Annotated in this window: 16 protein-coding genes; 13 read left to right on the top strand and 3 right to left on the bottom strand. The window is 39.0% G+C overall.

All coding sequences use genetic code 11. The features are described from left to right. Nucleotides 1-210 precede the first annotated feature (210 nt). Together FRX97_RS04375 and FRX97_RS04370 are read left to right on the top strand one after the other, a co-directional pair. Nucleotides 211-2526 carry a TonB-dependent receptor gene (locus FRX97_RS04375; RefSeq protein WP_147013777.1) on the top strand — a complete coding sequence of 772 codons (2316 nt, stop codon included), beginning with the start codon at nt 211-213 and terminating at the stop codon, nt 2524-2526. 5 nt (nt 2527-2531) lie between these two features. Then, nucleotides 2532-3077 carry a type 1 periplasmic binding fold superfamily protein gene (locus FRX97_RS04370; protein ID WP_147013775.1) on the top strand — a complete coding sequence of 182 codons (546 nt, stop codon included), beginning with the start codon at nt 2532-2534 and terminating at the stop codon, nt 3075-3077. Here FRX97_RS04370 and FRX97_RS04365 read toward each other — a convergent pair whose 3' ends face one another. Continuing rightward, nucleotides 3078-4394: an ATP-dependent DNA helicase gene (locus FRX97_RS04365; protein WP_170227018.1), complete on the bottom strand. Its 1317-nt coding sequence runs from the start codon at nt 4392-4394 to the stop codon at nt 3078-3080. Nucleotides 4395-4658: 264 nt separating this feature from the next. Here FRX97_RS04365 and FRX97_RS04360 point away from each other — a divergent pair, with 264 nt between their 5' ends. The 5 genes from FRX97_RS04360 (at nt 4659) to FRX97_RS04340 (ending at nt 8593) form a co-directional block, all read left to right on the top strand. After that, on the top strand, nt 4659-5423 hold the full coding sequence (locus FRX97_RS04360) for a hypothetical protein (RefSeq protein WP_147013771.1): 765 nt from the start codon (nt 4659-4661) through the stop codon (nt 5421-5423). An 88-nt stretch (nt 5424-5511) separates the two neighbouring features. Continuing rightward, entirely contained in the window at nt 5512-6210 is a 699-nt protein-coding gene (locus FRX97_RS04355; protein WP_170227017.1) for a DUF3822 family protein, read from the top strand. Next, a complete protein-coding gene (locus FRX97_RS04350; protein ID WP_147013767.1) occupies nt 6198-6740 on the top strand; it encodes an RsmD family RNA methyltransferase in 543 nt (180 codons plus the stop codon). Before FRX97_RS04355 ends, FRX97_RS04350 begins: the two co-directional genes overlap by 13 nt. A 5-nt stretch (nt 6741-6745) precedes the next feature. After that, nucleotides 6746-7213: a pantetheine-phosphate adenylyltransferase gene (gene coaD / locus FRX97_RS04345; RefSeq protein WP_147013765.1), complete on the top strand. Its 468-nt coding sequence runs from the start codon at nt 6746-6748 to the stop codon at nt 7211-7213. Between the two features lie 9 nt (nt 7214-7222). Continuing rightward, the gene (locus FRX97_RS04340; RefSeq protein WP_147013763.1) at nt 7223-8593 is read left to right on the top strand and encodes a TlpA family protein disulfide reductase; all 1371 of its coding nucleotides are present in this window, start codon (nt 7223-7225) and stop codon (nt 8591-8593) included. Here the strand turns inward: FRX97_RS04340 and FRX97_RS04335 are convergent. Further along, nucleotides 8590-9237, bottom strand: coding sequence for an NUDIX hydrolase (locus tag FRX97_RS04335; RefSeq protein ID WP_147013761.1), 648 nt, complete (start codon nt 9235-9237; stop codon nt 8590-8592). The genes FRX97_RS04340 and FRX97_RS04335 overlap by 4 nt on opposite strands. On the opposite strand from FRX97_RS04335, the gene pyrE reads away from it, so the two are divergent. Then, complete coding sequence (gene pyrE / locus FRX97_RS04330; RefSeq protein WP_147013759.1) at nt 9236-9880, top strand: orotate phosphoribosyltransferase; 645 nt, start codon at nt 9236-9238, stop codon at nt 9878-9880. The two genes, FRX97_RS04335 and pyrE, sit on opposite strands and share 2 nt — an antisense overlap. Then, on the top strand, nt 9881-10282 hold the full coding sequence (locus FRX97_RS04325) for a hypothetical protein (RefSeq protein ID WP_147013757.1): 402 nt from the start codon (nt 9881-9883) through the stop codon (nt 10280-10282). It abuts the gene before it with no gap. On the opposite strand, the gene FRX97_RS04320 is transcribed toward FRX97_RS04325, so the two are convergent. Continuing rightward, nucleotides 10269-11012 carry a biotin--[acetyl-CoA-carboxylase] ligase gene (locus FRX97_RS04320; protein ID WP_147013755.1) on the bottom strand — a complete coding sequence of 248 codons (744 nt, stop codon included), beginning with the start codon at nt 11010-11012 and terminating at the stop codon, nt 10269-10271. The genes FRX97_RS04325 and FRX97_RS04320 overlap by 14 nt on opposite strands. A gap of 107 nt (nt 11013-11119) precedes the next feature. Between FRX97_RS04320 and rsfS the strand changes: the two genes are divergently transcribed. From rsfS to FRX97_RS04300, 4 genes are all read left to right on the top strand, one after another. After that, complete coding sequence (gene rsfS, locus FRX97_RS04315; protein WP_147013753.1) at nt 11120-11500, top strand: ribosome silencing factor; 381 nt, start codon at nt 11120-11122, stop codon at nt 11498-11500. 1 nt (nt 11501) lies between these two features. Continuing rightward, nucleotides 11502-13610, top strand: a complete 2109-nt coding sequence (ftsH, locus tag FRX97_RS04310; RefSeq protein ID WP_147013751.1) for an ATP-dependent zinc metalloprotease FtsH — start codon at nt 11502-11504, stop codon at nt 13608-13610. A gap of 92 nt (nt 13611-13702) precedes the next feature. After that, the gene (locus FRX97_RS04305) at nt 13703-14515 is read left to right on the top strand and encodes a phosphatidate cytidylyltransferase (protein WP_170227016.1); all 813 of its coding nucleotides are present in this window, start codon (nt 13703-13705) and stop codon (nt 14513-14515) included. Continuing rightward, nucleotides 14516-15178, top strand: coding sequence for a phosphatidylserine decarboxylase family protein (locus FRX97_RS04300; RefSeq protein WP_147013747.1), 663 nt, complete (start codon nt 14516-14518; stop codon nt 15176-15178). Nucleotides 15179-15182 lie beyond the last annotated feature (4 nt).

Below are 15182 nucleotides of genomic sequence, written 5' to 3'. Positions count from 1 at the left end.
TGATGTTTGTACTTTCATAAAATCATTTAACTCAACCCCGTCGTTTGCGAGTTCATCGCTTGTGTTGGAGTTCCTCGCTTTTGAGGAAACCACAATTGAGAACGAAACTCATGGGGCACACTGTTTGGAGAGCTATCTCCGCAATCGAAGAAATAAGGCGCCACCTGCTTGCTAAGGGTGGATTATTTTTTTGATTAAACAGTTATTTCAATGGCAAAATATTTAGTGTTTTTGCTGTTATGGCTACCTGGTTTTTTACTGGCTAACCATTGCAAAAACAGAATCTCAGGAATAGTTTCGGACGAAGTCCACAACGAATCACTGAGTTACGCAAACATTTACATTCCAGAACTAGGGGTAGGGACAGTTGCAAACGAAAAAGGCGAGTTCGCATTCGAAGAAGTATGCGATGGATCATACACGCTAAAGGTTTCTCATATCGGTTGTAAAACAGAGTACATAAAACTTACTGTTACCGAGGATGTATTCATAACCGTTTCCTTAAATCACAATGCAGAGCTTTTAGAAACCATAGCCGTTAATGCAGATAAAGGCGAATTGGGAGCAGGGGCATCAAAAAGTAGGGTGGTTTTAGGGAGTCCTGAATCTTCTAGTCAGGTTTTGGCAGAAAGTATGGAGAAAATCCCTGGGGTAGGAACCATAAGCACTGGTAACGGAATTAAAAAGCCAACCATCCATGGGCTTTCGGGAAATAGAATTGCGATTATTAATGCCGGGGTTAAGCTCGAAGGGCAGCAGTGGGGAAGGGAACACGCGCCTGAAATTGGACTTAATCAATCGAGTGAAATAACGATAGTAAAAGGAGTTAGCGCCTTAAAATATGGGTCCGAAGCCATGGCTGGGGCAATTATTCTAACTCCTAAAAAAGGATTGGGTGAAAAAGGTGTTGCGCTTAGCGTGGATGCTGGTTATCAAAGCAATGGGAATGGTCAGAGCAACGGAGTTAATATTCCGTTTAACATCGGAGGTAAATATAGTCTTACCGGCTACCTTGGTGGGGCAATAGTTAGGAAAGGAAATTATTCCTCTCCATCCCGAATTTTAACCAATACAGGATATAAGGAGAGTTCATATAATGGATTGTTATCCGCCGATATTGAAGGCTATAAATTGGTATACCTGCAGAGTGCATACCAATCTGAAATTGGAATATTTTCTGGAGCTCATATTGGTAATGTTACCGATTTACTTCGTGCGGTAGAAAATGGATCAGGATTTTCCGGGGATACATTTACCTATCAGATAACCGAGCCCAGACAAGATGTTTTTCACGAAACTCAAAAATTTGAGGTAGAAAAGCAATGGAAAACATGGTCGGGGAAAATGATTTTAAGTCGCCAATACAACCGAAGACAAGAGCTCGATCAACTAGCTCGACAGAGTTCTAGGTCCTTTCCGGGAACGCAATTTGAAATCACTACCCATCAAGCAAATATCCATTTTAAAAAACCGGGAAAAAAGGTAACCTACCAGTGGGGAGCCCAGGGTAATTTCCAAAAAAACACCTACGAGGGAAGTTATTTCATTCCTGGTTATTATAGAAATCAGATTGGGGCTTTCGCACTTGCCAAGTACTATTTAAGCACAGAGTCTAACTTAGAATTTGGATTAAGACAGGATTGGGCTGTCATAGATAGTCCGAACCCCAGAAATGTGGAAGGAAGTTTTGAAAAACGGGCTTCTGTATTTTCTTATCAAATCCTTTATGATAGAATCTATCACGATTTCCAAATAACAGCACAGCACGGAAGGGCCTGGAGGATGCCCGGACCGAATGAGTTGTTTGCAAATGGCTTACACCATGGTGCAGCAAGGGTGGAGGAGGGAAATGTAAACCTCAAACCTGAGATCACGTACAATTCCAACCTAGACTTTAATTACAGACCAAAGAGCAACTGGGGCTTAAATCTAAACCTGTATGCAAATTATTTTACTGGATTGATTTACCTAAAACCACAGCCGGAGCCAGTTCTTACTATTCGAGGTGCTTTTCCTCACTTTGTTTTCGAACAAGATAGGGCGTGGCATTATGGAGCAGATGCTGGTTTAGATTATAAAATCAATAAAAGGTATAGTGCAGAAGTTGCGGGTTCATTAACTAGGATAGACCTGTTGGGACTCGGAAATACAGTCACAGATTTACCGCCAGAAAATATCAGAATCCGTATAGAAAGATCTGTGGGAAAGGAAAGGAAATCAAGGATTTGGATTCAGAATCAATGGTTTAATAAGCAACATCAAACGCCCAGTTTTTCTAACGAGCAATCCTCCGAATATTTTTCTGCAATAACCGCAGCACCGCCAGCCTATAATCTTATTTCAGTAGGTTGGATGGGAGATGCGAATTTGAGTAAAGATTTGGATTTCAGTTACTTTGTAACTGTTGAAAATTTATTGAATCACGAATATCGATCGTATACCGATAGCTTCAGGTATTTTGCTTCCCAACCTGGAGTGAATGTCAAAATGGGAATGAAAATTAAAATAGCTAATCACAAAAAATGAATATCATGAAAACTACCAACCTATTCATCTTGGGTCTTTTATCACTTGTAACTTTTGTTGCCTGTGAAAAGGATAAAGACAAACCTGGTAATGATGATAATGATGGTGAATTAATTACCACCGTGCTAGTTCGCGTTACGGATGCGAATGATGCAAAAACTAGTTTTATTTTTTCAGATATAGATGGTCCAGGAGGTGAAAATCCATCTATTGATTCCATTAAGCTATCTATTGCAAATGCTCCGTTTACCGCAGAATTAGAGTTTTTGGATGAATCTGCTTCTCCAGCAGTTGATATTACCGAAGAAATTGAGGAAGAAGCCAACGAACACAGAGTTTGTTACGATGTTAACACGGGTTCTTTATCTATTGCCATTACGGATACCGATAACACCGGTAAACCGCTTGGATTGAATACGGCTTGGACCGTTTCGGATGAGGTTGCAGGAAGTTTAACCATTACTTTAAAGCACCAGCCAGGAGTGAAAGACGGAACCTGTGATCCAGGTGATACGGATGTTGAGGTTAGTTTCCCGATTTCGATTAAGTAATTAATCGGGTTCGTGGGCTACCCATTCTTCCGGAAAATTAACCAGAAAAACCTTTTCGCTGGCCCGTGTAAAAGCGGTATATAGCCAGCGAAGAAAGGAAAGGTCCATTTCGGGATTGGGTAAATACCCCACATCTATATAAACCACTGGCCATTGCCCACCTTGTGCCTTATGGCAGGTTACGGCATGACCAAATTTAACTTGTAAAGCTTGGAGATAGGGGTCCTTTTTAAGGGCCTCTTTTCTTTCCGGTTTATTGATGATGTCTCCGTAGAATTCCTTGTCGATCAAGTCCCATAATTTTTCTCCTTGGGCCTGAGGCATGGAAGCCTGATCTACGAATAGTGAGTCCAACCAAATTTTCACATCCAATTCAAGGTTGTAGTCACTAAAATAAAGGGTTGCATCCGTGAAATTGAATCCAAAAATTTCATCCTGATTCCTAACCCGTTGAATAACACAAAAATCACCGTTTGCTATAAAATCTTGGGTGCTATCATCCTGAACCCAATGGTAATTATTTTTAACTACCATCAATTTGTCTCCTCCGTCTATCATAGATTCTGAATGATAAACTTGCGTTCTAATTTGTTGATTTAGTCTGTTTGCTTGCTTGTTAGACCGGGTAATGTACATAACGGCATCATCCCCATATTTATCCAAATGCTCTTGATAGTGGTCGGTAAAATCAAAGCGGGAGAGGTATTGCACATCATGGTGCATCTCCAATTTAAAGAAGGGGTCTGGATTTTGCATTTGTTCTCTTAAGCGTGTGGCTTCCAATAGAATTCCAGACTGCAACTCCTGTCTAACAACTTGGTTAAGCGTTATTTTTGCAATCGTTAGATTAAAATCCATTTCAAGCCTGTCCTTGTTTAAGGCGGGGCTGTTTTCCGCTCCAACCGGTGGAAGCTGCGCCTCGTCTCCAACCAAAACCAACCGACAGCCCGTGCCCGAAAACACGAAACTCATTAAATCGTCCAGCAAACTGTTTTTGGTGAATCCGCCGCCTTCTTCGCCGATCATACTGCACTCATCAACTATAAAAACGGTGTCTTTATAGCTGTTTTTTTTAAGCGCGAAAAATTGTCCACCTCCTTTTCGCTTTTTTAATGCATAAATTACTTTGTGAATGGTATATGCCTTCTTTTTAGAGTAGGAGGAAAGAACCTTTGCAGCCCTTCCTGTAGGAGCCATTAAAACATATTTTTTACGCTCCGATGTTAAGTAATTTGCACAGGCAGCTAGCAAGGTGGTTTTTCCCGTACCCGCGTATCCATTAAGGATAACAGCGCAATTTGGCTTATTACTAGCCATAAATTTTTCGAAAGCCATCATAAAATATGATTGGTCTTCCGTGGGCTGGTATCCATGAAATTTTTTGAAGTACTTAAGCAATCCAGACATAGCTGGAGCAAGGTGTGAGATTTTTAACGGAAATAAAATTTTTTCACGAATTAACCTTTAGGTTTTTGGGGGCAACGCAATTCTGCTATTTTCGCAAACGATGAATAATATAGCAGCAGACTAAATAAATTGTAGTTTTGTTGCACTTGAATCCATTTCTATAAAATCTGCTTTATGGACAATTTAAGACAAAGCTTCGGTAAGTTTTTGTTTCCAGCTTTTTTAATAGCTGTAGGTATTGTGATGATCATTACTTCTTTGGTAATGGATCAGAATGCAAGTTTCATCTTAGGATCTACCTGTATCCTTTTGGTGGGAATAGTGAGTTTAATGTACTCATTGGATAAAATCACTAAGCAAATTCAAGGTTTCCTAACCATTGGATTGGTCTTAATCACAGGTCTATTGGTTTGGAAGGACATAGATTCTGTTCAAGAGGATATTCGTTTTGCGGATCGTAAGAAAGAAGTTTATGCTCAGGTAATTCAACGCTTAAAGGACCTTAGAGAGGTGCAGTTAACGCATAAAAAGGTAAATGGAACATTTATAGCTGAAATGGATTCTTTAATGGACTTTTTGGAAAATGGAAAGCTTCCAATTATTAAGGCTATTGGTTCGGTTCCGGATACTTTAACCGAAGAACAAGCGCTTGAGATGGGGATCATCGTGAGAGATACCATTATGGTTTCGGTTTTAGAGAACCTGTTCTTAAATCCAGATACCAGAAAAGATAGAAAGTTCACTTTCGTTAAAGACTCATTACCATATGCTCCAGTATCAGGGGTTCCATTTTGGATGAATGCTGGTACTATAGAATCTGGTGGTGTAAACACTCCAGTTTTTGAAATTAAAGACATGAAACCATTCGACAAGTTCGATACTTTGAAGGTGGGCTCAATGAACGAAGCTAGTACAAGTGGAAACTGGTCAGGAGAGTAAAATATTAGAAAGTTTTAATTCATTTGCGAAAAAGCGGTCGATATTATCGATCGTTTTTTTTAGCAGTACGGTCCAAATCTCGTGGCGTTTGCCCGAAGCTGAGGTTTGGAGCGAAGTAATCTCCCTTCCCTTCAATCAAGATCAAGTTTCTGTAGATCAGATCCACCGGGTAAAGAAATTTACTGAGGGGTACCGCATTGGACAAAATCAGGTTTACATAGGGATTTCTTCTCGGATGTATACAATAGTACCAAGAGAATTATATGATCCTGCAAAAAAAGGGGAATACCTTATAAAAAATACGGGAGCCAAGCCCATTGAATTGGGTTCTGTAATTACCTCCCCTGTTCAAATATTAGATAGTTACATCGTTTTTAATATCAGCAATACCTTAGATCATTTTCTCAATAATCATTTTCCTGGAATGGTTTTATTGCACGAGAAACAAAGCTTGGTTGCAGCTGCTTTGAGTAGACCCGAATCTTCGGAGCGTCAAATGGTGGTTAACTTCAGTGGAAACCATTTCGATATTATTGTTGTCGATCAAAGAAAAGTGAAGTTCTTTAACTCCTTTAGCTTGATGAGCACCGAGGATGTTCTTTATTATTTGCTGTTTGTTACCGAAAAATTGGGTTATGATGTAAAGTCATTAAAAATCCAGTTGTTTGGAAAAATTCCAGAGCAAATTGATAAAGAGGCCTTGCTGAAATATTTGCCTATTACCTCAAATGTAGATGAGGAAAATGAGTTCTTAAGTCTTAAATTTTTACCTAGGTGCGAATCATAGGAGGAAGTTTAAAAGGAAGAAAAATTCTATTACCCAAGAGATTTCAATCTAGGCCTACCACCGATTTTGCAAGGGAAGGGTTATTCAATTATTTAGAAAATCAATTTGACCTTTCAAGTTGTTCTGCTGCCGATTTATTTGCAGGTTCTGGAGCAATATCCTTTGAGCTGGTATCCAGAGGATGTCAGAAAGTAATTTCTCTCGAGATCGATAGGTATAATCTCCAGGCATTACATAAAAATAGAACCGAATGGGGGTTGGAATCTACTTTAACCATTTTAAGGCAGGATGCATTTAAATGGGCAAAAAAGAACAGCGAAGTTTTTGAAATAATATTTTTAGATCCACCGTTTTCCTTTCAAAGTAAGTTCCAAACATTGGTGGATAATATCCTGGCTTCCGAGAGCTTAAATTCAAATGGAAAGTTAATTTTGGAACATCCAGCAGAATGGGAAAACCAAAACTCCGATTGGAACTGTGAAACCCGAAAATTCGGTAACCAGAGTTTTTCCATTTTTGAAAAAGCGTAGTTAAAATGGAAAAGATTGCTGTATTTCCTGGGTCCTTCGATCCCATTACTAAGGGTCATGAGTCTGTTATAAAAAGGGCACTTCCCTTATTCGATCGTATAGTTGTGGCCATGGGAGTCAACACAACTAAAAATTATCTTTTTCCAAAGGAACAACGATTGGAGTGGCTTCATCAAATTTTTGAAGGTGAACCCAAGATTGAAGTACGGGAATACTCACAGCTTACCGTTGATTTTTGCAAAGAAATAGGAGCAAAGTATCTGTTAAGAGGCCTTAGAAATTCACTGGATTTTAATTACGAAAAAAACATTGCCCATATGAACCAGGCAATGGAACCCGATATTGAAACCATTTTTATTCTTACTACTCCTGATTTAGCGGCTATTAATGCCAGTATAGTCCGCGAGATTTACAAGAATAAAGGGAATATTCAGCAGTTTATTCCTCAAAAAATAAACATACCACAACCCTAATCACTTGAAATGAGATATCTAATTCTTGCCACTTTTTTATGCTTATCGACATTTGTTAAGGCCGAGACTATAGTTATAGAAGGTACTGCCGAGGCGGTGTATCACAACAAACCGTTTTACCTATGGGAAACGGGAGACGCCATTTCTGGTAAAAAACAATTGGTGGCCAAAGGTTTGGTAAATGATTTAGGGAAATTTTCCATAGAATTCGACTGTAAGAATACCAGTGAATACATATTAAGCATAGACCGTATTTCTGGGCGTTTTTATGGAATGCCAGGGCAAAATTATAGCTTGTTTTTCCCCAACCTACCAGAGGGAGTGGTGCGTACGTTCTCAGGAGCAAATGAGGTTGATCTAGTGTTTTACGACCTTACCGAAAAGGACCCTAATCTTGTAATTGGAAATTTCAATAGAAGCTTGGAGGAATTTGCAGCTTCAAATGTGGATATTGCCTTTACCAACGCCTACCTTAAAGGGTTACTCGACTTCTGGAAAGCCCAAGCAGCAAAAGTAAAAGAACTGGATGCTTTCAGTAAAAACTACGTTCATTTCGCCTGTGCAAACGCATTGTTAGATGGTGGAATGGATAAGCGTAAGATTTATGAATACTTTTTACAGGAAACTGAGCTAGTTGTTAATAACCCCGAGCTTGGCGTTTTTCTTCAGGATTATTTCAGTCAAATTTTAGAGGAAACCGATCGCTTAAGCGGTGACCAGGTAATAAAAATCACTGTAAACGTTGCCCCACGAGCGTACAAAATCCTTGAGGAACTTAAAAAGAACGACTATCTGGCTGATTTAAAATTAAGAGAGCTTGTAGCGCTACAAGGACTCAAGGAGTTATCCAGCCTAGAAGGATACAACAAAAAGAACATCGTTGATTTGGTAAACCAAATAGAGGTGAGGTCTATTTACGAAGATGTAAAAAGGGTAGCAAAAAATTTAAGCTATCAGTTAACATGGCTAAAGCCTGGCTTTAAACTTCCCGATTTTGAATTAAAATCCGTAGACGGTGAATTGGTTACTCCTGAGAAATTTGTGGGTAAACCAACCATGTATTTTTTCTGGGCGCCATGGAGTACAACATCCCTAAATGAGATGGTGCAATTGGTTGCCGATCAGCCTAATTGGAAAAAGGACATGAACGTTGTATTGGTTTCTGTTGCAGAGAGTAAAGAAGCCGAATTAACTGCGTTAAATGCGGTTCCCAACAACAATTTTGTAAAGCTTAATACAAGAAACCAGCCAGAGGTAATAGAAACCTATCAGATTAAATCAGTTCCCCATTTCCTTTTGGTAGACAAAGATGGGAAAGTGGTTAGACATTATGCCTCTTCTCTGGATGAAATAAGAGGCACCTTCAAAAAGCTTCCTTAACCTATCGTTTTAATTTCCATTTGCTCGCAATAGTGCTGGCAAAGGTCGATAATGTTAAAAAACGAATTTCTATAAACTATGGAAAGGTTTTCTGGATGAAACCAGGAAACCTTTTCTATTTCCTCCTCCTCTTGAGGGATAGGTTCGGTACTCTCTGGTAATAAATCCATTAAGAACCAATGTGAGGTTTTTAAAATGGGTTTGCCCTTTTCAAAATACACATGGTAAGTGGTTTTAAATATTTCCGAATCAGATAGGGCCACATTTATCCCACATTCCTCCTCAACTTCGCGTATAGCCGTCTCTGAGATAGATTCCCCTTTTTCGGTTTTACCCTTAGGAAGATCCCACTTTTTTCGTCGATAGATGAAAAGAAGTTCTCCTTTTTCATTCCTCACCAATCCTCCCCCAGCACTTATGTTTTTAAATAGATCTTGGAAAATCATCCAACATTGTTCTATATCATAAGCGTAAATCCAAAGTAATTGATCTTTATCTGTTAGATGCGTCTTAATTGCATTTTCTAAAGAACTTTTTTTGGTAAAAACCAATTTTTTTACGGCTTTTTTTTGCTCAAATAAACTAGCCCTGTTAGTTATCACTAAAGGGTTTCCATTGATGAAAACTTTATACATTTGCTCCATGAAAGAGGGTAACGAGTCGGAGCTGAAAGTAGCTGAATTTCTTCTTAAAATCAAAGCGGTACAGTTAAATCCGGAAAATCCTTTTACTTGGGCTTCCGGTTGGAAATCTCCAATTTACTGCGACAATAGAAAAATTCTTTCTCACCACAGTATTAGAACCTATGTTCGACAAGAGATGGTAAAAAAAATAGAGGCAGAGTTTTCTCAGCCTGATTGTATTGCTGGGGTTGCCACAGGTGGAATTCCTTTAGGAGTTTTGGTTGCTCAAGAATTGGGCTTACCGTTTGTTTACATCCGTAGCAAAGCCAAAGAACATGGTGCTAAGAAGAGAATTGAAGGCGAAATCCATGAAGGTGCCAAAGTAATCGTAATCGAAGATTTGATTTCTACAGGTAACAGTTCTTTAAGTGCAGTTGAAGCATTGAGAGATGAAAATGTGGACGTACGTGGGTTGGTAGCGGTTTTCGATTATGGATTTGAGCTTGCCAAAAAGAACTTTAAAGCACACGAGTGTAAATACTTTAGCTTGTGCAACTACGAAACACTTATCCATCAAGCAATAGAAACTAATTACATAAGACCGGAGCAAAAGGAAACTTTGATGGAGTGGAGAATGAGCCCGGATAATTGGAAAGGGAAATAGATGACCACAATAGAAAGTAAAAAAGTAGCGTTGAGCTGCACTCCAGAAGAGGCCTTTAAGTTCGTGACTGATATGAACAATTTTGAGCAGTTGCTACCCATGGAAAGGGTAGATGCTTTTACCAGTACCGAAGATGAATGTTCATTTAAGGCACAGGGTTCTTTTCACATAGGTCTACAAAAACAAAATACCACCGAGTTTTCTAAAATAGAACTGGTAAGTACCCCAAAATCGGCAATCAAGTTTAATCTAGATGTGTTCATCGATCAAACTGCAGATGGATGTGAGGTGTACCAAATTTGTAATGCTCAACTAAACCCATTTTTAAAGATGATGGTTGAGAAACCGCTGAATAATCTATTCGATTTTATTGCGGATAGAATGAAAGCTATTCACGGTTAGTTAAGAGCTGTACTTCTTTAATATCGCAAAGAATTTCTTTTTGAATTGGGGTTATGCATTCTAAGATTAACATTCCGGATGCGTTAACCCCTTTTATTTTCCCCTCTATTTCTCCCATAATATGGTGTTTATACCTAAGTACACCATTAAATCCTAGTAGGTTTTTATAATACAACTTTCTTATCTGGTCCTCCCTCTCTACCGAGAAAAAAGGAAGAGAATCTAAGAGGGAAGCCGTCATTTTTGTTCCCAGTTCAACTAGGTTAAATTCCTTTCCTAAAAGCTGAATTAGACTTGTAGCACCCTCAGGAACTTCGGTGTTACTGTTAACATTAATTCCAATACCGAGTATACTTGAGGAAATATTTTTTCCCTGTATTTGATTTTCAATCAGAATCCCGCTGAGTTTTTTGAAATCGACCACAATATCGTTTGGCCATTTAATTTTTGCATTCTCAATTCCTAAATCTTTAAAAAAAGAAATGACCCAGTTACTAAACCACATCGACCAAATAGGTGCCGATTTAGACGGGATATTGGGAAAAGCTATAAAACTGCAGGCCATGTCCTTATTTGGCGCACAAAGCCACGAATTACCACGCTGCCCTCGGCCACTTACCTGATTAAATGTCATTATTGCAGTTGGCTCTGCCGTATTAGCCTCCCTCAACAAATTGGCAGCATAATTGTTGGTAGAGTTAACCTCGGTAAGGAATAAAATATTTTTCAAGACCTAGATAATTATCAAAAGTTCATAAAGGTTTGGTGTACGACCCCTTTGGAGACGTTTTACTAGACAAGATTAATTACATTTAACCCGAAATTAGAAAAGGATTAATGCCCGATAAAGAAATAAAAAAATTACCTGCCATCGTGCAATCGGCAATAAAGGGAATTCAAGACGTAAAAGGAAACGATATCGTTTACATCAATCTCTCCAAATTAGAACATCGTTGTTGCGATCATTTCATTGTTTGTCACGGAAATTCTAATACTCAAGTTAGTGCTATAGCCAACGCTGTGGAGTTCGAAACTAGGGAAGAATTAAATTTGAGACCCATCCACAGAGAAGGAATTGCGAATGCAGAATGGGCGCTATTGGATTATGGCGAATTGGTGGTGCATATTTTTCACCGCGATAAGAGATTGCATTATAACATTGAAGAGTTGTGGTCGGATGGCGAACTCTTAAAAATTGAAGACGAAGTAGAGGTTTAATATGGCTAAGAATAAAGATTCTGAAAAGAACCAATATAAGAAGGTGAAGGAAAGACTAGGTGGTTCGGCTCCTAAAAATGGAGGCAAAGGTCAAGGACCTAAAAAACCATATAATTTTTATTGGATTTACGCTGTGGTACTTGTAGTACTGGTAGCTGTAAATGTATTTAATGTATCTAGCGGATTGGTGAATACCACCTACAGCGATTTTAAAGAAATGGCTGAAAGTGGAGATGTTAGGAAAGTGGTTGTTTTTAATGAGAAAACTGCGGAGGTAACATTAACCAAGGAGGCTCTTGAGAAAGAGAAATACAAAAAGAAAATTAAGCCACCACTTATTGGTGGAGTGAATACAGGACCTCATTATACCTTTAATCTTCCACCTGGAAAAGATGTTGTATCTGAAGAGCTGGAGCGATTTAGATCAGAGTCTAAAATTGAAACTGTAGATTACCAAACACGTGAAGACTGGGGTAAAGACCTTATTCAATGGCTATTATTCCTTGGGATTATTATAGCGTTTTGGGTAATCATAATGCGCCGTGTTTCTGGTGGAGGTGGTCCAGGAGGACAAATCTTTAACTTCGGGAAAAGTCGTGCTCAAGTTTTTGAGAAAGGTAAAAGCACTAATGTAACCTTTGCAGATGTTGCGGGACTAGATGAGGCTAAAGAAGAGGTTCAGGAAATTGTAGAGTTCCTTAAGAACCCTAAAAAATATACCGACTTAGGAGCGAAAATTCCAAAAGGAGCATTACTAGTAGGACCTCCGGGTACCGGTAAAACCTTACTGGCGAAAGCCGTTGCCGGAGAGGCTAAGGTTCCCTTCTTCTCTTTGTCTGGTTCCGATTTTGTTGAAATGTTTGTTGGAGTTGGAGCAAGTAGAGTTAGAGACTTGTTTAAGCAGGCTAAGGAAAAAGCCCCCTGTATAATTTTTATTGATGAGATCGATGCTATTGGTAGAGCCCGTGGAAAAAATGTAAACGTGGGATCTAACGACGAGCGAGAAAATACCCTTAACCAACTACTAACCGAGATGGATGGTTTTGGTACAAATTCTGGGGTAATATTACTTGCCGCAACCAACAGGGCTGACGTACTAGATAGAGCATTATTAAGAGCAGGACGCTTTGATCGCCAGATCTATGTTGATATGCCCGATTTAAATGAGCGGAAGTCTATTTTTAAGGTGCATTTAAGACCAATTAAGGTTTCTGAAGAGGTGGATGTAAACTTCTTGGCAAAACAAACACCTGGATTTTCAGGTGCGGATATTGCCAATGTATGTAACGAAGCTGCTTTAATTGGAGCAAGACGAAACAAAAAGCTTGTTGATAAACAAGATTTCCTGGATGCCGTAGATAGAATTATTGGTGGTTTAGAGAAGAAAAATAAAATCATTACCCCTAAGGAGAAGGAAACTATAGCCTTTCATGAGGCAGGTCACGCTACCGTGAGTTGGTTATTAGAGCATGCATCACCTTTGGTTAAGGTTACTATTGTTCCTAGGGGACAAAGTTTAGGTGCGGCTTGGTATCTTCCAGAGGAGAGACAGATAACCACACGTGCACAAATTTTGGATGAAATGGCCGCTGCGCTTGGAGGTAGAGCTGCAGAGGATATTGTTTTTGGAGAAATCTCTACGGGAGCACTTTCCGACCTTGAAAAGGTGACGAAACAGGCCTATGCAATGGTTAAGATTTATGGATTGAATGATAAAATTGGAAATATTTCATTCTACGACCGTCAGCAAGAATATCAGTTCCAAAAGCCTTATTCAGAGGAAACGGCACGGGTTATGGACCACGAGGTGCACGAAATAATCGAAGGCCAATATAAAAGAGCAAAGGATTTACTTTCCAAGCATCAAGCAGAATTAGAAAAGCTCGCTAAAAAGCTGTTGGAGAAAGAAGTAATCTTTAAGGAAGATTTGGAGGAGATTTTTGGAAAACGACCTTGGCAATCATCGCAGGATGATGCGGATATTAATGGTGAAAAGGTAGTAGCTGTGGATCAGCAGGGAGATAAAATTGCTGGAAAATCTAAAGATAATCCAGAAGAAGAAAGTGCGGCCCCAGTGCCAAAGGATGATAATACATCCACAGATCAATAATTCTTTTAAAAATCCGGCTCAGGCCGGATTTTTTTTATTCCAATTGAAGGCAAAAATTAACTTTGTCGGCTTATTGGATAAATAAGCCCATTTTGTCGAAACTTATTACCCGTGCTCTAAGTGGTGCCTTGTATGTTGCACTTGTTGTTGGTTCTGTCTTAACGGGAGCGTATGGGTTATACATCCTTGGTGGCCTTTTGCTTTTCTTTGCAATAAAAGAGGGGGGGGATTTGGTTAAATTCAATGGCCCCAAAGCTATTTTGATTGTTCCAGGGTTGATTTTGTACAATTTTCTTGTGCTAAACCGACTGCTAGAGCTCAATGTGCCATCCGAATTGTGGATGATATTGCTTCCATTTTTTTATGGAGTAATCTTACTTACCAAGGCTGAATCTGGAGCTCAATGGGCAAGTAAACAGTCTTTCCTATTTCTGTACATTGTCTTCCCTGTATCGTTATTTGTACCATTATATTCTCAACTAGAGATTTCCCATTCAGGACTATTAATCCTTTATGTTTTCATTACAATTTGGGCTAATGATACTTTCGCCTATTTGTCAGGGTCTGCATTGGGTAAGCATAAAATTTGGCCTGCAGTCTCTCCAGGTAAATCTTGGGAAGGATTTGCTGGTGGTTTTGTCGCTTCTTTGGTTGTTGGTTATATAGCTGGATTAAATTTTAGCATCCTTACTATAGGTGAGGGCCTTATATTTGGAGGGCTAATTTCATTGTTCGCTACGATTGGAGATTTCTTTGAATCGGCATTAAAACGCCATGCTGGCGTTAAGGATTCTGGAAATATCCTACCTGGTCATGGTGGAATTTTAGATAGAATAGATTCTATTCTATTTGTAATACCTGCTGTATTTGCATATTTACTATTACTTCAGAAAATTACCTTTTAGATGAAACTACATAAAGAAGGAACTAAGATCCTTGTAATTACTACCATCCTTACGATTTTATTATCGGCAGGATTTTATTTTGGCTTGGCTTCGATAAGTATTTGGCTTTTTGCCATTCTTGAATTGGCCCTAATAATTTTTGTGGTATTAATTTTTAGATTTTTCAGGGTTCCCAAGCGCTCGTGCCCAAATGAAGAAGGGGTAATATATGCTCCAGCTGACGGTAAGGTTGTAGTTATTGAGGACGTTGAAGAAAATGAGCACCTAAAGGAAAAAAGAACCCAGGTTTCAATCTTTATGTCTCCGCTAAACGTGCATGTAAATTATTACCCAATTGCAGGAGAAGTATCGTACACCAAGTATCATCCGGGTAAATTTTTGGTGGCATGGCATCCTAAGTCATCAACAGAAAACGAGAGAAGTACTGTAGGGTTTAAGACTAAATCTGGGGTAGAAATTATTATGCGCCAGATAGCTGGTGCAGTGGCTAGAAGAATTATTACTTATTCTAATGTTGGTGAATATTTTTCTGGTGGTGACCAGTTCGGTTTTATAAAATTTGGATCTAGGATCGATATTTTTCTACCAACCGACGCCGAAATTTTGGTTAACCTGGAGGATAAAACCGTAGGATCTGAAACACCTATCGCACGGTTAAAGTAAGTTC

Origin of the sequence: Luteibaculum oceani (genome assembly GCF_007995015.1) — a bacterium.
Taxonomy (GTDB): domain Bacteria; phylum Bacteroidota; class Bacteroidia; order Flavobacteriales_D; family Luteibaculaceae; genus Luteibaculum; species Luteibaculum oceani.
The sequence above is the reverse complement of the archived record's forward strand: the minus strand, read 5'-3'. Positions and strand labels throughout refer to the sequence as shown.

What these genes read in the sequence shown, in the direction of transcription:
- FRX97_RS04375 (WP_147013777.1), top strand. Translation starts at nt 211, where the DNA reads ATGGCAAAATATTTAGTGTTTTTGCTGTTATGGCTACCTGGTTTTTTA.
- FRX97_RS04370 (WP_147013775.1), top strand. Translation starts at nt 2,532, where the DNA reads ATGAAAACTACCAACCTATTCATCTTGGGTCTTTTATCACTTGTAACT.
- FRX97_RS04365 (WP_170227018.1), bottom strand. Translation starts at nt 4,394, where the DNA reads ATGGCTAGTAATAAGCCAAATTGCGCTGTTATCCTTAATGGATACGCG.
- FRX97_RS04360 (WP_147013771.1), top strand. Translation starts at nt 4,659, where the DNA reads ATGGACAATTTAAGACAAAGCTTCGGTAAGTTTTTGTTTCCAGCTTTT.
- coaD (WP_147013765.1), top strand. Translation starts at nt 6,746, where the DNA reads ATGGAAAAGATTGCTGTATTTCCTGGGTCCTTCGATCCCATTACTAAG.
- FRX97_RS04340 (WP_147013763.1), top strand. Translation starts at nt 7,223, where the DNA reads ATGAGATATCTAATTCTTGCCACTTTTTTATGCTTATCGACATTTGTT.
- pyrE (WP_147013759.1), top strand. Translation starts at nt 9,236, where the DNA reads ATGAAAGAGGGTAACGAGTCGGAGCTGAAAGTAGCTGAATTTCTTCTT.
- FRX97_RS04335 (WP_147013761.1), bottom strand. Translation starts at nt 9,237, where the DNA reads ATGGAGCAAATGTATAAAGTTTTCATCAATGGAAACCCTTTAGTGATA.
- FRX97_RS04325 (WP_147013757.1), top strand. Translation starts at nt 9,881, where the DNA reads ATGACCACAATAGAAAGTAAAAAAGTAGCGTTGAGCTGCACTCCAGAA.
- rsfS (WP_147013753.1), top strand. Translation starts at nt 11,120, where the DNA reads ATGCCCGATAAAGAAATAAAAAAATTACCTGCCATCGTGCAATCGGCA.
- ftsH (WP_147013751.1), top strand. Translation starts at nt 11,502, where the DNA reads ATGGCTAAGAATAAAGATTCTGAAAAGAACCAATATAAGAAGGTGAAG.
- FRX97_RS04300 (WP_147013747.1), top strand. Translation starts at nt 14,516, where the DNA reads ATGAAACTACATAAAGAAGGAACTAAGATCCTTGTAATTACTACCATC.